This is a genomic window from Reyranella sp., assembly GCF_965249915.1.
In the GTDB taxonomy this organism is placed as follows: domain Bacteria; phylum Pseudomonadota; class Alphaproteobacteria; order Reyranellales; family Reyranellaceae; genus Reyranella.
In genome coordinates, this window is the sequence record NZ_OZ252257.1 from 169,545 (window position 1) to 186,083 (window position 16,539).

The window sequence follows — 16,539 nt, forward strand, 5'->3', positions numbered from 1 at the left end:
AATAAACGAAACAAACGAAGCCAGAGTCGCACCCCCCCCCCCCCGAATCAGGTGCTGGGGTGACCGGCGACGGGTCGATTTTGCCTGCCGGCAGGTGTGAAATGCCTGTCTTAACAGCCTGTCAGAGCCGCTGGCTGGCCAAGGCGAGCATGACCAGTGCGTTGCCTGCGAGGAGAGGCGGGCTTATCCACTTCGCGACCGTCCGCAGCTGGCGTCGCATGATCAGCCCGCCCCAGCCGACGGCGACGAGCGCCGGCACGGTGCCGAGGGCAAAGCCTGCCATCGCGACGGCCCCCGACATGACGGACCCGGTACCGGCCGCTGCCGCCAGGGCGCCGTAGAGCAGGCCACAGGGCAGGAAGCCCAGGACGACCCCCAGCCCGTACCTTGCAACCGGCGTGCGCGAGGCGGACAGGGGGCCGGCGAAACGCGCGACCAGGTCGGTCGCGGGCGAGGCGGCGTTGATGGCCATGCCGAGAGCCTGGGCCGCCAGCAGGCCGGCGGCCGCGATCAGGAGGATCGCCGACAGCCAGCCGAACACTTCCAGCGACGCGAACACGGCCGTGACGCCTCCGGCCACGGCGCCGAGCCCCGTATAGGTGGTGAAGCGCCCGAGATGGTAGGGCACGAGCAGGGCGCCGGTCAGCCGCTGCCACTCGCCATAGGGGCGCTCTCCGGGGCGATCGGCCGAGGCCATGACCTGGCCCAGCACGAACGGGCCGCACATGCCCACGCAATGGACCAGGCTGCCGGCGAGGCCGGCCAGGAGCAGCGCCGTCGGCAGGCCGAACGGCATCGATGCGGCGGACATGAGGCCGTCGCCGCACATCGCGAAGAAGCGGGAAATGAGATCCATTGCCGGCAATGGACCATGATTTTCGCGTGTGGCGATTGACCTGCGTCAAGGTCGCTGGCTTCGCGGCCGGTCACGATGGGCGAACTTTCAGGAGGATGCCCATGGCCTACAAGACGATTCTCGTTCACTGCGATGCGAGCCCGAAGGTGGGCCAGAGGCTGAGCGTTGCGGCAGAGTTGGCGGAGCGCTATGGCGCCCATCTGGTCGGCCTGCACGCCCGTCCGCCGCTAGAAGCGCCGATCTTCTTCGAGGGCGGCGTCGCCATGGATTCCCTGTTCGCCAGCTACGAAGCCAGCGCCGACGCCGACCAGGCCGCCGCCCTCAAGGCCTACGAGAAGGCCGTCAAGGAGCGCCGCGTTCCTTCGAGCGAGTGGCGCGTGACCGATGGCTTCATCGACTCCGAACTCGTCATCCAGGCGCGCTACACAGATCTCCTTGTCCTGGGCCAAACCGACCCCGATGCCCAGACCCCGACCCCGTCGGACCTGCCCGAGGCCGTCGTCCTGGCCAGCGGCCGGCCTACTCTCGTCGTACCGCATATCGGTGTGCGCGCACCGATCGGCGAGTCCGTGCTGCTCTGCTGGAACGCCAGCCGCGAGAGCGCGCGGGCCGCAGCCGATGCCTTGCCGTTCCTGCGCATGGCGAAGAAGGTCGTCGTCCTGGTGGTCGACCCGCGCACATCGCCCGACGGGCATGGTGCGGAACCTGGCGCCGACGTGGCGCTCTGGCTCACCCGTCACGGGGTGAACGTCACGGTGCAGCGCGACGTCGCCGCCGACAGCGATGTGGGCGCCGTCATCCTGTCGAGGGCTGCCGATATCGGCAGCGACCTCATCGTCATGGGCGTCTATGGCCACTCGCGTGTACGCGAGATGGTGCTGGGCGGCGTGAGCCGCACGCTCCTGTCCAGCATGACCATTCCCGTGCTGATCTCGCACTGATGGACGCCACCACCATCGCGGCCTACGACCGGTCGGTTCCTCGTTACACGAGCTATCCGACGGCGGCGCAGTTCCATGGCGCCGTAGGGGCCGTCCAGCACAAAGCGTGGCTGGCAGACCTGGCGCGCGACTGCCCCACGGTCTATCTCCATGTCCCCTTCTGCACGCGTCTGTGCTGGTACTGTGCCTGCCACACGGCGGCGATGAACCGTTCGGAGTCGCTCGCCGCCTACGCGCGTGCGCTCATGAAGGAGATCGATCTCGTCGCCGAGGCGGTTCCCGGCATGATGCTCGGGCAGATCCAGTGGGGCGGCGGGACGCCGTCCCAACTGGGAGCGGCGAACCTGGTCGCGGTGGCGAAGCGGCTGGCGGCGCGCTTCGACCGGCGCAGCGGCTCGGAAACCTCGATGGAGGTGGATCCGCGCTTCTGCGACGAGGAGTTCGTCGCGACGATGCGCGAGATCGGCGTCGATCGCGTGAGCTTCGGTGTGCAGGATTTCGATCTTGACGTGCAGAAGGCGATCAACCGGCTGCAGTCGATCGAGGATACGGCGTCTGCCATGTCCAGGATCCGCGCCGCCGGGATCGGCCGCATCAACATCGACCTCGTCTACGGCCTGCCGAAGCAGACGCCGGACACGCTGGCGCGCACACTCGACGCCGCGCTCGAACTGGCGCCGGACCGCTTTGCCGTTTTCGCCTACGCACATGTCCCCTGGATGAAGGCCCGCCAGCGGCTGATCGACCCGGAGAGCCTGCCGGGGGCGGAGGCGCGTGCCGCCATGTCCAATCTGGTCGCGGAACGCCTGGTCGAAGGCGGCTACAAGCGGATTGGCCTCGATCACTATGCGCGGCCGAACGATGCACTCTCCACCGCGGCCGACCGCGGCCGGCTGCGGCGCAGTTTCCAGGGATATGTCGTGGTCGACCAGCCGTCGGTCGTCGGTCTCGGCGCTTCGGCAATCTCGAGCCTGCCGCGCGGCTACACCCAGAACATCGCCGACCCGGGGCGTTACCAGTCGATGATCGAGGCCGGGTGCTTTGCCTCCGCCCGGGGACTGGAGCTCACCGATGCCGACCGGCTGCGGGGCGAGATCATCGAGAAGCTGATGTGCAGCTTCTCGGTCGATCTCGACGATGTCTGCCGCCGGCACGGTGCCTCGGCCCAATCGTTCATCTCGGAGGTGGCGGCGCTGCCCCAACTGGTCAGCGACGGGCTGGTACGGCGCGACGGCGAGAGACTGCAGGTTACCGAGCGCGGGCGCCCGCTGGTGCGCTTCGTCTGTGCGGCGTTCGATGCCCACCTCGCCCATGCCGATGGGCGGCATTCACGCGGAATCTGAAGAAGGGATCGTCATGAGCACTTATCAAATGGTATCGCGCCACGTGGAGGCGGCACTGGCGGAGGGGGCAGGGCAGGGCATTGCCGGCGACGTGGTCGCGCGCTGCCTGCTCTCCGAAGCGATTCGCATTTTCAGGCTCGGTCGCTCGAACGACGATATCGCGGCAGAGCTGACCGCGGCGATCGACAATCTCGACGAAGATGCTCCGCTCTCCTTCATAAGGCCCTGATTGACGTGCCACCGGCACGTCGGCGCATGCTATAAGACCCCTGTCATGGTGATGCGCCGATGAGCCGGATATCCTGATGAGCGAACCCTCGCTCGCGCTTGCGCTCGAGGCGGCGGAAGCGCGTCTGCGGTCGATCCTGCAGACAGTGCCCGACGCCATGATCATCATCGACGAGCGGGGCCGCATCGAATCGCTCAGCACCACCGCGGAGCGCCTGTTCGGCTATGACGCGGATGAAGCATGCGGGCGCAACGTCAGCCTTCTGATGCCGTCGCCCTATCGCGAGCAGCATGACGCCTATATCGGGCGTTACCTCTCGACGGGCGAACGCCGGATCATCGGCATCGGCCGCATCGTGGTGGGCCAGCGCAAGGACGGGACGACGTTCCCGATGCATCTCACGGTGGGCGAGTTGCGCACCGGCGAGCGCCATCACTTCACCGGCTTCATTCGCGACCTGACCGATCAGCAGCTCACCGAGGACCGGCTGAAGGAGCTGCAATCGGAAGTGACGCACATGTCGAGGTTCACGGCGCTGGGCGAGATGGCCTCGACGCTCGCCCACGAGATCAACCAGCCGCTCACGGCCATCAGCAACTATCTCAAGGGCTCGCGCCGCCTGCTCGAACGCATGGAGGGCGAGAAGGTCGAGATGCTGAAGGACGCGGTCTCCAAGGCGGCCGACCAGGCCCTGCGGGCCGGGCAGATCATCCGCAGGCTTCGCGAGTTCGTGGCGCGCGGGGAAAGCGAACGGCGCATCGAGAGCCTTCCCAAGCTGATCGAGGATGCGAGCACGCTCGCGCTCGTGGGAGCGAGGGAGCATGGGATTGCCGTCACATTCAGGCTCGATCCCGCCGCCGACCTCGTGCTGGCCGACCGCATCCAGATCCAGCAGGTGCTCGTCAACCTGATGCGCAATGCCATCGAGGTGATGAGCGAGGGAGGACCGGCCCGGCGGCTCGACATCGCCACGGCGGCCGGAGCCGAAAGCCAGGTCGAGGTCACCGTCGCCGACAGCGGGGCGGGCCTCGCGCCAGAGGTGGCAAAGCAGCTCTTCCAGCCCTTCGTCACAACCAAGCGCAAGGGTATGGGCCTCGGCCTTTCGATCTGCCGCACGATCGTCGAGGCGCATGGTGGCAAGATCTGGGTGGAGTCTCCCCCGGACGGCGGCACGATCTTCCATTTCACCCTGCGCGCGGCCGAACACGATCGGGAGACGGACGATGTCTAGTCAGGTCGTTCATGTGATCGACGACGATGTCGATGTCCGCCAGTCGCTCGCCTTCCTGCTGAGCACGGCGGGGCTGGCCGTGCGTGTCCACGATTCCGCGGTGGCCTTCCTGAAGGCGCTGCCGGACGCTCAGTCGGGATGCGTCGTCACCGACATCCGCATGCCGGAGATGGACGGGCTGGAACTGCAGCGCCGCCTGGTCGAGCTGAAGGCGGGCTTTCCCGTGATCGTGATGACCGGCCACGGCGACGTGCCCATGGCGGTGGAAGCCATGAAGGCCGGCGCGGTCGACTTCATCGAGAAGCCGTTCGACGACGAGACCCTTCTGTCGGCGATCAGGTCGGCCCTGGACAGCCACTCCCGCAACCGCGAACGCGAGGACCGCATCCTGGCGATTCGCCAGCGCCTCGACGCCCTGTCGGGCCGGGAACGCGAGGTCCTGCGCGGCCTCACGGCCGGCAAGGCGAACAAGGTGATTGCCTACGACCTCGGCATCAGCGCCCGCACGGTCGAGGTCTATCGCGCCAATGTGATGACGAAGATGCAGGCCGACAGCCTCTCCGAACTGGTCCGCATGGTCCTGATGGTCGAGGGTGAGTCCTAGATTTGCGCTGGATCAACGCAGCGCTCTGTCCCGCGGGCGAAGTTGCTGCATGTCGAACGCTCCCGATGTCATCCTGCTCGTCGATGACGATGCTGCCGTGCGCAACGCGCTCAAGTTCTCGCTTGGGATGGAGGGCTTCACTGTCCGACTCTATGCGACACCCGAAGCCCTGCTTGCCGAGGACGAGCTCCCGGCCGGAAGCTGCCTCGTCATCGACTACCGCATGCCCGCGATCGACGGGCTGGAGCTCGTCGAGCGGCTCCGGAGCCGGGGCGTTACCTTGCCGGTCTTCCTGATCAGCGGCCGGGTAACTCCCTCGCTGCGCGTCCGGGCGGCCAGTCTGGGGATCGACGGCGTGCTGGAGAAACCGCTGTCCGAGCTGGTCGTCAGCATCAGGCGCGTCCTTGATGCCAGGCCCTGACAGCCAGCGAGCGATGCCATCGACGATCCTGGGCTTCGTGCTCCGGTCGTCGGGGCGTCACCAGGCGGCCCTCGCCATCCTTTCCGTCCTCGTCTTCCTGCTGAGCACGGCTCCCCTGGAGCTGCAGCGCCGTGTGATCAACGTGCTGGTGGATCGCGGCGCCTTCGAGACCGTACTGTGGCTGGCGGCCGCCTATGTCGGCGTCGTGCTCTCGGAGCAGAGCCTGAAGCTCTGTCTCAACGTCTATCGCGGCTGGGTCGCCGAGGATTCGGTGCGCCGCCTGCGCAGCCTGGTCGGAGAATATGCCGATCGCGCCGTGCGCGACGTCAGCGGCGAGGAAGCCGGCATCGAGATCTCCATGGTGCTCGAGGAGGCCGAGCCCATCGGCGGCTTCACCGGCGTCAGCCTGTCCGAGCCCCTGCTGCAGGGCGGCGTGCTCACGAGCGTGATCATCTACATGCTCTATCTCGACTGGCGCATGGCGCTCCTGGGCCTCGCGTTCTTCCTGCCTCAGGTCGTCTTCGTTCCCTTGCTGCAGCGGGCCATCAACCGCCGGGCCCAGTCCCGCATCCTGGTCAAGCGCGGCATCAGCGGCGGGCTCGTGAGCCGCATCTCCGCCGGAGATGGGGCATCGGGGGGTCGCATCGGATGGGGCTGGACGCAGGACCCGATCGAGCGCGTCTTCACGCTGAACATGGGCATCTACAGGATCAAGTTCACGATGAACCTGCTGATGAACATGATGCATCACCTGGCCGTTGCCTCGGCGCTCTGTTTCGGCGGCTGGCAGGTCCTGCAGGGCAAGATCGAGGTCGGGACGGTGGTCGCGGTAGTGTCGGGACTGGGCAAGCTCAACGACCCGTGGGGCGACATCGTGAACTGGGCCCGCGAGCTGGCCGTCGTCTCCGTCAAGTACCGTCTGTTCGCGGGCGTCCTGGACGATCTCGCATCCCCGACGGCAAGCCCGGCGCCTACGTAGAATCCCTTAGTTCAAGACCCGAATGGTCGGCCAGCTGGCCGGGCCCTATCCCTGTGTCCGTCAAGACACACCAAGTCGGGAGCTCGCCATGCACACGAATTCAGCGATTTCTGCTCGTATTCCCGCTGCTGTCGCCCTGCGCGGCTCGGCAAACATGCAGTATGCGGGCATCCCGACCGCGGGCCTGCCGCGGATGCTGGCGAAGGGAGAAGAGCTGTTCGCTGAAGGGGATCCGGCGGAGTATTTCTACAAGGTGGTTTCGGGGTCGATCCGGACCTGCAAGCTGCTGAGCGACGGCCGCCGGCAGATCGATGCCTTTCACCTTCCGGGCGACATTTTCGGGCTTGAAGCCGGTACCGAGCATCGCTTCACGGCCGAGGCCCTGAGCGATGCCACGCTCGTGGCCTTTCGCCGCTCCCGGCTCGACGAGCTGACGGCCGCCGATCCGGCCTTCGCCAACCAGGTGCTCGCGTCGATGATGAAGTGCCTCGGCCGCGCCCAGGATCACATGCTGCTGCTCGGTCGCAAGACGGCGCAGGAGAAGATCGCGACCTTCCTTCTCGACATGGCCCGGCGGATCTCCAGCGACGACGAGCATATCGAGCTGCCGATGCAGCGCTCCGACATCGCCGACCATCTGGGCCTCACCATCGAGACGGTGTCGCGCACCCTCACCCAGTTTGCCCGCCAGGGCCTGATCCGGCTGCAGGCCGGCAGCCGCTCGGTCGACCTGTGCAACATGGCCGCCTTGCGCAAGCTCGACGCCTGATCCGAGGCGAATCGCGCTGCGGTTCACGCCGCGCGATTCAGCCGACGCGTACAGCCCGTCTTTCATCATCCTGCAGGCAGGTGGCGAGGCCGCCGTGAAGGGCCGGTCAGCGGTTGGCCGGCTGCTTGGCGACGACGACCGCCTGCGCCTGCTGCGATCGCAGGTACTGGGCGGTGGCGGAGGCCACCGAAATGCCCAGCAGCATGAACGAGCCGCAGGCGAGCAGCAGGAAGTAGATCGGAATATCGGTCATCTGAACTCTCCTTCAGCCAAGGTGATCAGTGGGGCACGGCTCCGATCGGGGCGTTCGGCAGCAGTCGGTCGATGGCCTTGAACGATCGCCGGGCATGGGCGAGCAGCTCTCCATCGGTCGGATGATCCATCGCCTCGACACCGACGAGCGTCTTCTTGACGTGCGGCAGATGCTTGTCGAGGTGCCGGATCAGTTCCTGCTTGGCTTGTGCCGGACCGACCAGGAGCCATTCCTGGCTGCCGCGGATGGCGTCGACGATGTGATCGAGGAAGCTGAGATCGAGGGCCGCGTGGCCCGCGCCGATGACACCAGCCTTGTGGTGCACTTTCCGGAACGGGTTGTGGGCCTTGATGTTCTCGCGCTCGACGTCGTCGGCGTTGAAACGGAACACGTGGGCTTCCTTGCTGTCCATCCAGACGATGGCGTGACTGTGGGTCATGGTTTCTCCCGGTGACGATGTGGGAATGGTGGCTCGGCGGGCGTGGCGATGCGTTGATTCAGGTCAATCGTCGGACGATGTCGGATCGACCGCCTTCCGCCGGGTCGCGACGGCGCGCAGTTCGCTCATTCCCTTGCCGGTTCGTGGGTCCACGACGTGCAGCCCATTGCAGGCGAGGCAGTGCTGTCCGACGAGAGCGGGCAGGGAACCTTCGCCATCTTCGTAGCGGCCCTGGACGTTGTAGCCCGTGGTCGGGCAGCGGAAGACGAACGTACGCACCTCGCCATTATGTCTTCGCAGTAACGGTGCGCTTTGACGCAGGTCAAAGCGGAGGGCGCCCGCACCGACGATCTTTCCCGCAAAGGGGAATTCTCATGACCAAGTGCATTTCCAAGGACAGGTTCGGCTATCTGGGGACGGAGGCCGCGGCGCTGCGTGAACATCTGGACCAGGCGTCCGCCGCCATTGCCCGCGCCGCACAGAGCGAGGGCACGGAGGCTGCCACCGCGGCGGCCGAAGCGGCTCGCGAACTGCTTGCCCGGGCCGCTTTGCTGGCGGACGAATGGGTCGACAAGGCGAAGGTGGCGGGAAAAGCGGTCGATGCGGGACAGGAGAGTCTTGCCGAATTGGTCCGGCAGAAGCCGCTGGCGGCGCTCGGTCTCGCCACCGTGGCCGGCTTCGCGCTGGCGCTCATCGTGCGGCGCAAATGAGCGTCGCCTCTGAGACCGGAGCCTTGCTGGTGGCGCTGGCAAGGTCGCTCGCGACGGTCGGGGCGGGTGTTCTCGTCGCTTCCGGCCGGCGCCTGGCAGCGACGGTGGCAGCCTATCTGGTCGTGGGCATGCTGCTGGCCGTCAGCCTCGCCTTCCTGACCCTGTCGGCCTATCGCGCGATCGCCGCGTCTCTCGGCCATGTCTATGCTCCCCTGATTGTCGGCTGCGTCTTCCTGGTGGCGGGACTCGTTGCGGCTCTCTTCGTGCAGATGCGTCGCCGCTAGACTTCATGCTCAAGGTCCGCAAGCTCGGGATCGACGCCTGCCAGGAGGCCGTCGCCTACCTCGCGCGTCGCTGCGAGTCTTATCGCGCGCAGGAGTTCGTGGCCCTCGCCCGGATCGAGATCCGGGGCGGCGGCCGCCGCATCGTCGCCACGCTGAACATCGTCGATGACGAATCGATCATGGCGAGGGACGAGCTCGGCCTGTCCGTACTCGCCTATCGCCAGCTCGGCCTTCCCGCGGGAACGGCTGTCGAGATCGCCCAGGCGGGACCGCCGCCCAGCCTCGACCATGTGCGAGCCAAGATCGACGGTGCGGAGCTGGGGCCCGAGGCCTACCAGGAAATCGCCCGCGATCTCGCCGCGCATCGTTATTCCAAGATGGAGATCGCGGCTTTCCTGATCGCCGGTGCGCGCTTCACCACGGCGGCCGAGGTGCTGTCGATGACCCGGGCGATGGCGGCCGTCGGGGGCCGGCTGTCGTGGAGCAGTGAGATGGTCGTCGACAAGCACTGCATCGGCGGCATCCCGGGAAACCGCACCTCGATGATCGTCGTTCCGATCGTGGCCGCGCATGGCCTCACCATCCCGAAGACTTCGTCGCGCGCGATCACCTCGCCGGCCGGCACTGCCGACACGATGGAAGTGCTGGCGCGGGTCGATGTCGGATCGGACGAGATGCACCAGATCGTGGCGGCCGAGAACGGCTGCCTGGTATGGGGTGGCCACGCCAACCTCTCTCCGGCGGACGATGTCCTGATCTCGGTCGAGCGGCCGCTGCAGATCGACACGCCCGAACAGATGGTCGCTTCGATTCTGTCGAAGAAAATGGCGGCCGGGTCGACGCATCTCGTTCTCGATCTGCCGGTCGGGCCGACGGCGAAGCTGCGTGATCGCGAGCGCTTCCTGCGGCTGCGCAAGCTCTTCGAATACGTGTCCGACCAGGTCGGCATCAACACGACGGTGCTGGCGACCGACGGCAGCCAGCCCATCGGTCGTGGCATCGGCCCGTGGCTCGAAGCGCGCGACGTCATGCGGGTCCTGGAGCGTCATCCCGAGGCGCCGCGCGACCTCGAGGAGCGAGCCCTCCTGCTGGCCGGACATGTACTCGAGTTCGATCCCGCGCTGCGGGGCGGCCAGGGGATCGTGCGGGCCCGCGAACTGCTGCACAGCGGCGCGGCGCTGGCGAAGATGCAGCGGCTGATCGCGGCTCAGGGGAGCCCGCCGGAGGCGGCGAGCCTCGGCAGGCTCACGCACGACGTGCCGGCCACCCAGGACGGCGTCGTGACGGCGATCGACTGCCATCGGCTGGCGCGCGTGGCCCGCCTCGCCGGTGCGCCGATGGACAAGGGCGCGGGCGTCGATCTGTTCAAGCGGATCGGCGATCCCGTCGAGCAGGGCGAGCCGCTCTATCGCATCCATGCGGCCTTCGAGGCCGACTTCCGCTTCGCCACCCAACTCGCCGCCGTTGCAGACGGCATGACCATCGGACGCCGCGCATGACGCTCTCGCTGCACATCCACGGCGCTGCCGGCACCGTCACGGGATCCTGCCACCGCCTGGTGACGCCGCGGGGCACGCTTCTGGTCGATTGCGGCATGTTCCAGGGGCCGAAGTCGCTGCGCGCCCTGAACTATCGCGCCTTTCCCTTTGCCGCGTCGGAGATCGCCGCGGTCCTTCTCACGCACGCCCATATCGATCACACGGGGCTCTTTCCCAAGCTCACCCTCGCGGGATTTCAGGGGCGGGCCTTCGCGACCGAAGCGACGCGCGACCTGCTGCACTGGCTGCTGCCCGATGCCGGCGCGATACAGGAATACGACGTGGCCCGCCTCAACCGGCGCAACGCCCGCCGCGCCGAGCCCGAGATCGTGCCGATCTACACGCGAGCCGATGCCGAGGCCTCACTCTCCTTCATCGACGCGCAGCCTTACGATCGCTGGTTCGAACCGCTGCCGGGCGTGCGGGCACGCCTGCGCAACGCCGGCCATATTCTCGGCAGTGCCTTCATCGAGATCGAGGTCGACGCCTCGCCACGCCCGCTTCGTCTCGTCTTCTCGGGCGATGTCGGACCACTCGGCAAGACCCTGCAGCCCGATCCCGCCCGGCCCGGGCCCGCCGATGTCGCGCTGGTCGAGTCCACCTACGGCAGTCGCTCGCGCGTGCCGATGTCCGAAGCGGATCGCAGGGCCGTCCTGGGCCGCGAACTGGAGGTCGCGCTGGCCGCCGGCGGGAACGTCGTCGTGCCGGTCTTCGCGGTCGAGCGTACCCAGGAGATCCTCGAAGACATCGCGGAGCTGAAGCGCAGCGGGAAGCTGCAGGGTGCGCAGGTCTTTCTCGATTCACCACTGGCCGGCCGGACGACGGAAGTGTTTCGGACCCACCGGTCTTTGCTGAGCCGGTCGGAGGACGGGCACGCTTTCAGCGGCGGAGAGTTCCGGCTGAGCGAGACCGTCGATCAGAGCCGCGCGATCGGACGTATCCGGTCCGGCGCCATCATCCTGGCCGGCTCCGGCATGTGCGACGCGGGAAGGGTGAAGCATCATCTCAAGGACAATCTGTGGCGCCAGGATTCCACCGTCCTCTTCGTGGGGTACCAGGCGCCCGGCACGCTGGGTGCCCTGATTCGCGGCGGCGCCGCGCAGGTACGGATCCATGGCGAGGAGATTGGCGTGCGGGCCCGCATCCGGTCGATCGATTCCTATACGGGCCATGCCGATCGCGAGGAGCTGGTCGCCTGGTGCCAGCCGATGATGGACGAACTCGGCTCGCTCCTGCTCGTGCATGGCGAGCCGGAGGGGATCGAGGGACTCTCCGATGCTCTCGCTCTGGCCGGAGTCGAACCGACGCGGATCGTTGCCCCGACCCTCGACGAGACGTTCGCTTTCGTCCATCGCGACGGAAGGTGGATGGCGACGCCCGAAGCCGGTGGGATGCCACGTCTCTCGCCCGAGACGGCGAATGCGCGACGCGACTGGCACAACGACTATGCGCAGATGCTGCTGGATATACGCGGCGCGCTGCAGGCTGCTCCCGATGACGCCGCCCGCCACCGACTCCTGCAGCAGCTGCGTCGTGTGATCGGCAATAGCAGTCGGTAGTGCGCAAGAGCGGAGACAGGATGCGACCCGATGGCGGGACGCATCCTGCAACGATCTCGCCCGCCGCTTATTTGGCCGGCTTGAGCGTAACCTCGGCCAGTCCGGCGGCGACGTTCAGGCCCACATTGCCCTCGACACTGACCGGCTGCAGGCTGACCTGCTTGTTGCCGCCGCCGATCAGGACGTTGGCGCCTGCGCCGACTCCTGCCGAGGCACTGGCCGTCGGCCCGACATAGTCGCCGGCGAGCGCCCCCTTGGCGACCTGGCCGGGGGCGAAGACCAGCCAGACGACATGCCCCTGCTTGGTGAAGCCGAGATCGACGCCGTACTTCTTGATCGTGCCCGAGTAGTGTTCGGCGGTGCCGTCGGTCTTGGCCAGGATGCAATCGAGGTCCTTGGACGAACCGAACACGAATCCGACGCCGCCGGCGACGGTGCAGTTCAGCGAACCGACATTCACGCCCTTGGGAGGGGTCTGCGCTTGCGCCGCAAGACCGAGGGGAAGAATGGACAGCGCCGCCGTGAGGGCCGCAGCATACATTTTCATCGCTTGTCTCCTGGGGAGCGGAGAGGGTTTCTCCGCATCGGGCAAACTACGGCGGAGCCACCGGAGGAGCGTTGATCTGCATCAAGCAGGCCGGGGTTGATGCAGATCAACGGTGCGCCCTGCATCTGCGCCTATAGTCGAGGCCGGATTCGGAGGGTGAGATGAACGACATGCATACGGACAAGCGGCCGAGCGTGGAGTCACTGCCGGCGGCCAATGCTTGGAATTCGGCGCTGTCCACTTACGCCGATTGCTTCGAGGAGTGGGCGGCCGTCGGCGCCGCCTGGCAGAGCGAACTCTCGCAGTTCGCCGAACGCCGCCTCAAGGACAATGTCTCTACGTACCTGACGCTGCTGTCGGCGCGCGACGCGGCGAGCGTCTGGCAGGCGCACGGCGCCTGGAGCGTTCGGGCGGTCGAGGACTATTCCGAGGAAGCCAACCGTCTGTCACGGCTGCTCGCCAGCGTGACCGCGAGCGGCGTGACGCCCGAGGCCCAGCAGACCACCCAGCTCCTGGGATGAGCCTCCGCACCCCGTGTTCGGGCGGGGTCAGCGAAGGCTCAGGATGTAATCGACCAGGGCCTGACGCTCGCCGTTGCTGAGCGAGAAGTCGGGCATGCGCGTGTGTCCGGTGGACAGATAGGCTTTGAGCTGCTCGGCCGTCGTGGTGGGCTTGGCCGCGATGGCGGAGAAGCTCGGGATGCCGTTCGCGCTGGCGGTCCGCGGTGCGGGCTCGACGACGTGGCAGGCCATGCACCAGCGTTCGGCCAGGGCAGCGCCGTAGCGGGAACCCTGGGCCAGGGCGGGAACAGGCAGGAGCAACAGCAGGGCAATCGATCTTTTCATCGGGTTCTCCATGATCTGAACTAGGAGCGGCGGAGCGCCCGGAACAGGGCGACGCCGACGACGAGGACCAGTACCGAGGGGACGAGTCCCATCAGGGCGAGTTCGAACGGGTCCCGCGCCGTCCCGCGCAGGAACGGAAGCCACGCATTGTCCGCCTGGCACCACAGGCGGCCGTCGGCCTGGCGGATGCAGGACTGGTTGAGGAGCAGCATCCAGCCGACCCATGTCATGGCGCTCCCAACCGCCCAGAGGGTTATCAATGCGCGTCCCGAGCCCATTCTGCCGGTCCTTCCTCTGGGGGTGCCGTTCAGGCGGCGAAGTTGATCTCATTGGGAATCAGGCCGAGCGTATGCTCCACGCGCTTGACGCCGGGGACGTTCTCCGCGGCCACGCGCATGGCATCGCGCGTTTCGGCGGATCTCACGTACCCCCAGAGATGCACCACGCCCTTGTCGACGACGACGTTTGTGGTCGGACCGACGATTGCGCCGATGCGACCGATTTCCTTTTCCACTTTCTCCTTGATCTCCTCGTCACTGGCCGTCGCTTCGCCGAGCGGCTGACGCGACAGGAGCCCCAGCAGGAGGTTGGAGCGGCTCACGAGGCCGACCAGTTTGCCGTCGCGAACGACCGGTACGCGCTTGATGTTGTGGCGCTTCATCAGCGCGGCGACTTCCTTCACTTCGGTATGCTCGCCAACCGTCACGACGTCCTTCGTCATGACGTCGGTGACGCGGCGAGAATGCGTGCGAACATAGTCGCGGGCGATCACCGCATCATCGGCGAGCAGGCGTTGAAACCACGATCGGGAGGGCGAGGTGTCGGTTTCGGCGCGGAACATCAGGTCGGCCTCGCTGACGATGCCGATCATCCGGCCGTCCGTGTCGACGACGGGCGCGGCGCTGATCCCCGAAGTGAGCAGTTTCTCGGCGGCCTCGAAGACGGAGGCGCCGGCCTCGATCGTGATGACGGGCTTGCTCATGATCTGCTGGACATGCATGGCGACCTCGGGGTTCTGCGGAGAGTCTGGAGGGAAGTTCACCCGACGGGGCGTGCCTGCGCCTTGTCCCAGATCAAGCGGTCGCCGCCGATCGGGCTTGATCTGGATCACGGCATCGCGGGACTCTTTGCCCCTTAGCTGGCACCATGAGCGGGAAGGGAATCCAACGGGTGGGCCTGTGAGGGACGGGGAGACTGAAAGCGGAGAGCCGGTGCTTGCGGCGGTTGCCGATCATCGCTCGCTTTTGTTGCTGCGCGGTGCGGCGGCGCTGCTCTTTGCCTTCCTCGTGTTTTTCTGGCCGAAGATCACGGTCACGGGGCTGGCGGTCCTCTGGGGAGGCTATTCCCTCGTGGACGGTACCCTGGCCCTGACCGCCGCGAGCCACGCGCGCAGCGGCGCGCCACGCATATGGCTGGGTGTGATCGGGCTGGCGGGCATCGCCTGTGCCGGCAGCGCCCTGTTCGCGCTCGACCTGCTCGTCGGGCACCTGGTCGGGATCATTGCCATCTGGGCGATCTCGACGGGAGCGATGCAGCTCTGGGCCGCGCTCGAGCTGCGCAAGACGGTCGATGGTGACTGGGTCCTGGCGCTGGACGGGCTGGGGGCGCTCCTGTTCGGACTGGCGCTCGCTCTCTGGCCTGAGCCGGGAGAACAGGTGCTGATCTGGGTAACGGGATGGTTTGCCCTTGCGCTCGGGACCCTGTTCGCAAGCGTAGGAGTCTGGCTCGGTCGATCGACCTGAGCGGCCTGACGCGAGTCAATGACGGCACGCCAGCAGCGCGCTGACATGCGGGCGTGCGACGACGAGGGCTGGTGAACCCGGTCAACGGGATCGTGCGGGCTTGAGGCATATCAATTCCCGACCGGTCGCTCGCGCCTACGGTGATCGCGAACAACGGAGGAAGCCATGCCAAAGATGATGGCGGCAGTGTTTGCCGAACCGGGCCGGATCGTCCTCGAGTCGCGACCGGTGCCCGATGTCGGCCCGCTGGATGCGCTGGTGCGGATCAGTACGACGACGATCTGCGGCACCGACGTGCACATCCTTCGCGGCGAATATCCCGTCGCCAAGGGGCTGATCGTCGGCCACGAGCCGGTCGGAATCATCGAGAAGCTGGGGTCCGAGGTCAAAGGCTACAAGGAAGGCCAGCGCGTCATCGCCGGCGCCATCACGCCGAGCGGGCACAGCTACGCCTGCCTCTGCGGCGCACATTCGCAGGATGGGCCCGGAACGCGGCACGGCTTCAAGCCGGCGGGCGGCTGGCGCTTCGGCAACACGATCGACGGCTGCCAGGCGGAGTTCGTGCTGGTGCCGGACGCGATGACGAATCTCGCGCCGGTCCCGTCGAACCTCACCGACGAGCAGGTGCTGATGTGTCCCGACATCATGTCGACCGGATTCGCGGGCGCCGAGGGCGGCAGCGTCCGGATCGGAGACATCGTGGCGGTGTTCGCGCTGGGGCCGATCGGCCTCTGTGCGGCGCTGGGCGCGCGGCTGATGGGCGCCACCACGGTGATCGGCGTCGACACGGTGCCGGCGCGGCTGGCCGTCGCGCGCAAGCTGGGGATCGATCATGTCGTCGACTTCAAGAAGGGCGATCCCGTGGCGGCGATCCGCGAACTCACGGGAGGTCGCGGTGTCGATGTCGCAATCGAGGCGCTGGGCACGCAGCAGACCTTCGAGAACGCGCTCCGCGTGCTGCGGCCGGGCGGCACGCTGTCGAGTCTCGGCGTCTATTCGACGGACCTGCGCATCCCGCTCGATGCCTTCACGGCGGGCCTGGGCGACAACAAGATCGTCACGTCGCTCTGCCCCGGAGGCAAGGAGCGCATGCGGCGGCTGATGAACGTCATCGCCGCGGGGCGGGCCGATCTCGGCGCGCTGGTGACTCACCGCTTCAAGCTCGCCGACATCGAGCAGGCCTACGACCTTTTCGCGCATCAGCGGGACGGGGTTCTCAAAGTCGCCCTCACCCCCTGACGCAGAGCCC

General features: G+C 67.0%; 22 protein-coding genes and 1 pseudogene. 15 read left to right on the forward strand and 8 right to left on the reverse strand.

Features of this window, described 5'->3' with window-relative positions:
• Window positions 1–121: 121 nt before the first annotated feature.
• Window positions 122–856 (reverse strand): sulfite exporter TauE/SafE family protein, encoded by a 735-nt coding sequence (locus ACP15H_RS00770; RefSeq protein WP_425064321.1) that lies wholly within the window; start codon window positions 854–856, stop codon window positions 122–124.
• 101 nt (window positions 857–957) lie between these two features.
• Here ACP15H_RS00770 and ACP15H_RS00775 point away from each other — a divergent pair, with 101 nt between their 5' ends.
• The 8 genes and pseudogenes from ACP15H_RS00775 to ACP15H_RS00810 all read left to right on the forward strand — a co-directional run bounded on the left by ACP15H_RS00775 (window position 958) and on the right by ACP15H_RS00810 (window position 7,373).
• Window positions 958–1,797 (forward strand): universal stress protein, encoded by an 840-nt coding sequence (locus ACP15H_RS00775; RefSeq protein ID WP_425064322.1) that lies wholly within the window; start codon window positions 958–960, stop codon window positions 1,795–1,797.
• Window positions 1,797–3,140 carry an oxygen-independent coproporphyrinogen III oxidase gene (hemN, locus tag ACP15H_RS00780; RefSeq protein ID WP_425064323.1) on the forward strand — a complete coding sequence of 448 codons (1,344 nt, stop codon included), beginning with the start codon at window positions 1,797–1,799 and terminating at the stop codon, window positions 3,138–3,140. The genes ACP15H_RS00775 and hemN overlap by 1 nt, the downstream gene beginning before the upstream one ends.
• The gene (locus ACP15H_RS00785; RefSeq protein ID WP_425064324.1) at window positions 3,115–3,369 is read left to right on the forward strand and encodes a hypothetical protein; all 255 of its coding nucleotides are present in this window, start codon (window positions 3,115–3,117) and stop codon (window positions 3,367–3,369) included. The genes hemN and ACP15H_RS00785 overlap by 26 nt, the downstream gene beginning before the upstream one ends.
• 100 nt (window positions 3,370–3,469) lie before the next feature.
• Window positions 3,470–4,600 (forward strand): annotated as a pseudogene (locus ACP15H_RS00790) (two-component system sensor histidine kinase NtrB); the annotation flags it as partial.
• Window positions 4,593–5,204: a response regulator FixJ gene (gene fixJ / locus ACP15H_RS00795; protein WP_425064325.1), complete on the forward strand. Its 612-nt coding sequence runs from the start codon at window positions 4,593–4,595 to the stop codon at window positions 5,202–5,204. The pseudogene ACP15H_RS00790 and the gene fixJ, both read left to right, overlap by 8 nt.
• Before the next feature lie 49 nt (window positions 5,205–5,253).
• On the forward strand, window positions 5,254–5,625 hold the full coding sequence (locus tag ACP15H_RS00800) for a response regulator transcription factor (RefSeq protein ID WP_425064326.1): 372 nt from the start codon (window positions 5,254–5,256) through the stop codon (window positions 5,623–5,625).
• Between the two features lie 13 nt (window positions 5,626–5,638).
• Window positions 5,639–6,604, forward strand: coding sequence for an ABC transporter ATP-binding protein (locus tag ACP15H_RS00805; protein ID WP_425064327.1), 966 nt, complete (start codon window positions 5,639–5,641; stop codon window positions 6,602–6,604).
• Window positions 6,605–6,692: 88 nt separating this feature from the next.
• Window positions 6,693–7,373 carry a helix-turn-helix domain-containing protein gene (locus ACP15H_RS00810; protein ID WP_425064328.1) on the forward strand — a complete coding sequence of 227 codons (681 nt, stop codon included), beginning with the start codon at window positions 6,693–6,695 and terminating at the stop codon, window positions 7,371–7,373.
• Between the two features lie 106 nt (window positions 7,374–7,479).
• Here ACP15H_RS00810 and ACP15H_RS00815 read toward each other — a convergent pair whose 3' ends face one another.
• The 3 genes from ACP15H_RS00815 to ACP15H_RS00825 all read right to left on the reverse strand — a co-directional run bounded on the left by ACP15H_RS00815 (window position 7,480) and on the right by ACP15H_RS00825 (window position 8,344).
• On the reverse strand, window positions 7,480–7,626 hold the full coding sequence (locus ACP15H_RS00815) for a hypothetical protein (RefSeq protein ID WP_425064329.1): 147 nt from the start codon (window positions 7,624–7,626) through the stop codon (window positions 7,480–7,482).
• Window positions 7,627–7,651: 25 nt separating this feature from the next.
• Window positions 7,652–8,065, reverse strand: a complete 414-nt coding sequence (locus tag ACP15H_RS00820; RefSeq protein WP_425064330.1) for a translational machinery protein — start codon at window positions 8,063–8,065, stop codon at window positions 7,652–7,654.
• 63 nt (window positions 8,066–8,128) lie between these two features.
• Window positions 8,129–8,344, reverse strand: coding sequence for a hypothetical protein (locus ACP15H_RS00825; RefSeq protein WP_425064331.1), 216 nt, complete (start codon window positions 8,342–8,344; stop codon window positions 8,129–8,131).
• Window positions 8,345–8,439: 95 nt separating this feature from the next.
• Between ACP15H_RS00825 and ACP15H_RS00830 the strand changes: the two genes are divergently transcribed.
• Genes ACP15H_RS00830 through ACP15H_RS00845 form a run of 4 tightly spaced genes read left to right on the forward strand, consistent with a single transcriptional unit; the run spans window position 8,440 to window position 12,156 of the window.
• Window positions 8,440–8,775, forward strand: coding sequence for a hypothetical protein (locus tag ACP15H_RS00830; protein WP_425064332.1), 336 nt, complete (start codon window positions 8,440–8,442; stop codon window positions 8,773–8,775).
• Window positions 8,772–9,059 carry a hypothetical protein gene (locus ACP15H_RS00835; protein WP_425064333.1) on the forward strand — a complete coding sequence of 96 codons (288 nt, stop codon included), beginning with the start codon at window positions 8,772–8,774 and terminating at the stop codon, window positions 9,057–9,059. Before ACP15H_RS00830 ends, ACP15H_RS00835 begins: the two co-directional genes overlap by 4 nt.
• Before the next feature lie 5 nt (window positions 9,060–9,064).
• Window positions 9,065–10,558 (forward strand): thymidine phosphorylase family protein, encoded by a 1,494-nt coding sequence (locus ACP15H_RS00840; RefSeq protein ID WP_425064334.1) that lies wholly within the window; start codon window positions 9,065–9,067, stop codon window positions 10,556–10,558.
• Window positions 10,555–12,156 carry an MBL fold metallo-hydrolase RNA specificity domain-containing protein gene (locus tag ACP15H_RS00845; RefSeq protein ID WP_425064335.1) on the forward strand — a complete coding sequence of 534 codons (1,602 nt, stop codon included), beginning with the start codon at window positions 10,555–10,557 and terminating at the stop codon, window positions 12,154–12,156. Before ACP15H_RS00840 ends, ACP15H_RS00845 begins: the two co-directional genes overlap by 4 nt.
• A gap of 67 nt (window positions 12,157–12,223) precedes the next feature.
• On the opposite strand, the gene ACP15H_RS00850 is transcribed toward ACP15H_RS00845, so the two are convergent.
• On the reverse strand, window positions 12,224–12,703 hold the full coding sequence (locus ACP15H_RS00850; RefSeq protein ID WP_425064336.1) for a DUF992 domain-containing protein: 480 nt from the start codon (window positions 12,701–12,703) through the stop codon (window positions 12,224–12,226).
• Between the two features lie 161 nt (window positions 12,704–12,864).
• On the opposite strand from ACP15H_RS00850, the gene ACP15H_RS00855 reads away from it, so the two are divergent.
• The gene (locus tag ACP15H_RS00855; protein ID WP_425064337.1) at window positions 12,865–13,224 is read left to right on the forward strand and encodes a hypothetical protein; all 360 of its coding nucleotides are present in this window, start codon (window positions 12,865–12,867) and stop codon (window positions 13,222–13,224) included.
• 27 nt (window positions 13,225–13,251) lie between these two features.
• Here ACP15H_RS00855 and ACP15H_RS00860 read toward each other — a convergent pair whose 3' ends face one another.
• From ACP15H_RS00860 to ACP15H_RS00870, 3 genes are all read right to left on the reverse strand, one after another.
• Window positions 13,252–13,548, reverse strand: a complete 297-nt coding sequence (locus tag ACP15H_RS00860; protein WP_425064338.1) for a c-type cytochrome — start codon at window positions 13,546–13,548, stop codon at window positions 13,252–13,254.
• Between the two features lie 20 nt (window positions 13,549–13,568).
• The gene (locus ACP15H_RS00865; protein ID WP_425064339.1) at window positions 13,569–13,778 is read right to left on the reverse strand and encodes a hypothetical protein; all 210 of its coding nucleotides are present in this window, start codon (window positions 13,776–13,778) and stop codon (window positions 13,569–13,571) included.
• Window positions 13,779–13,855: 77 nt separating this feature from the next.
• On the reverse strand, window positions 13,856–14,530 hold the full coding sequence (locus tag ACP15H_RS00870; RefSeq protein ID WP_425064340.1) for a CBS domain-containing protein: 675 nt from the start codon (window positions 14,528–14,530) through the stop codon (window positions 13,856–13,858).
• Window positions 14,531–14,759: 229 nt separating this feature from the next.
• On the opposite strand from ACP15H_RS00870, the gene ACP15H_RS00875 reads away from it, so the two are divergent.
• Together ACP15H_RS00875 and ACP15H_RS00880 are read left to right on the forward strand one after the other, a co-directional pair.
• Window positions 14,760–15,290, forward strand: a complete 531-nt coding sequence (locus ACP15H_RS00875) for a DUF308 domain-containing protein (protein WP_425064341.1) — start codon at window positions 14,760–14,762, stop codon at window positions 15,288–15,290.
• A 165-nt stretch (window positions 15,291–15,455) separates the two neighbouring features.
• Entirely contained in the window at window positions 15,456–16,529 is a 1,074-nt protein-coding gene (locus ACP15H_RS00880; protein WP_425064342.1) for a zinc-binding dehydrogenase, read from the forward strand.
• Window positions 16,530–16,539: the final 10 nt, after the last annotated feature.

Excerpts from the sequence above, each read along its gene's own strand:
- ACP15H_RS00870 (WP_425064340.1), bottom strand. The coding sequence starts at position 14,530 with ATGAGCAAGCCCGTCATCACGATCGAGGCCGGCGCCTCCGTCTTCGAG.
- hemN (WP_425064323.1), top strand. The coding sequence starts at position 1,797 with ATGGACGCCACCACCATCGCGGCCTACGACCGGTCGGTTCCTCGTTAC.
- ACP15H_RS00775 (WP_425064322.1), top strand. The coding sequence starts at position 958 with ATGGCCTACAAGACGATTCTCGTTCACTGCGATGCGAGCCCGAAGGTG.
- fixJ (WP_425064325.1), top strand. The coding sequence starts at position 4,593 with ATGTCTAGTCAGGTCGTTCATGTGATCGACGACGATGTCGATGTCCGC.
- ACP15H_RS00865 (WP_425064339.1), bottom strand. The coding sequence starts at position 13,778 with ATGACATGGGTCGGCTGGATGCTGCTCCTCAACCAGTCCTGCATCCGC.
- ACP15H_RS00770 (WP_425064321.1), bottom strand. The coding sequence starts at position 856 with ATGGATCTCATTTCCCGCTTCTTCGCGATGTGCGGCGACGGCCTCATG.
- ACP15H_RS00820 (WP_425064330.1), bottom strand. The coding sequence starts at position 8,065 with ATGACCCACAGTCACGCCATCGTCTGGATGGACAGCAAGGAAGCCCAC.
- ACP15H_RS00850 (WP_425064336.1), bottom strand. The coding sequence starts at position 12,703 with ATGAAAATGTATGCTGCGGCCCTCACGGCGGCGCTGTCCATTCTTCCC.
- ACP15H_RS00845 (WP_425064335.1), top strand. The coding sequence starts at position 10,555 with ATGACGCTCTCGCTGCACATCCACGGCGCTGCCGGCACCGTCACGGGA.
- ACP15H_RS00830 (WP_425064332.1), top strand. The coding sequence starts at position 8,440 with ATGACCAAGTGCATTTCCAAGGACAGGTTCGGCTATCTGGGGACGGAG.
- ACP15H_RS00880 (WP_425064342.1), top strand. The coding sequence starts at position 15,456 with ATGCCAAAGATGATGGCGGCAGTGTTTGCCGAACCGGGCCGGATCGTC.
- ACP15H_RS00815 (WP_425064329.1), bottom strand. The coding sequence starts at position 7,626 with ATGACCGATATTCCGATCTACTTCCTGCTGCTCGCCTGCGGCTCGTTC.
- ACP15H_RS00835 (WP_425064333.1), top strand. The coding sequence starts at position 8,772 with ATGAGCGTCGCCTCTGAGACCGGAGCCTTGCTGGTGGCGCTGGCAAGG.
- ACP15H_RS00800 (WP_425064326.1), top strand. The coding sequence starts at position 5,254 with ATGTCGAACGCTCCCGATGTCATCCTGCTCGTCGATGACGATGCTGCC.
- ACP15H_RS00805 (WP_425064327.1), top strand. The coding sequence starts at position 5,639 with ATGCCATCGACGATCCTGGGCTTCGTGCTCCGGTCGTCGGGGCGTCAC.
- ACP15H_RS00785 (WP_425064324.1), top strand. The coding sequence starts at position 3,115 with ATGGGCGGCATTCACGCGGAATCTGAAGAAGGGATCGTCATGAGCACT.
- ACP15H_RS00810 (WP_425064328.1), top strand. The coding sequence starts at position 6,693 with ATGCACACGAATTCAGCGATTTCTGCTCGTATTCCCGCTGCTGTCGCC.
- ACP15H_RS00860 (WP_425064338.1), bottom strand. The coding sequence starts at position 13,548 with ATGAAAAGATCGATTGCCCTGCTGTTGCTCCTGCCTGTTCCCGCCCTG.
- ACP15H_RS00855 (WP_425064337.1), top strand. The coding sequence starts at position 12,865 with ATGAACGACATGCATACGGACAAGCGGCCGAGCGTGGAGTCACTGCCG.
- ACP15H_RS00840 (WP_425064334.1), top strand. The coding sequence starts at position 9,065 with ATGCTCAAGGTCCGCAAGCTCGGGATCGACGCCTGCCAGGAGGCCGTC.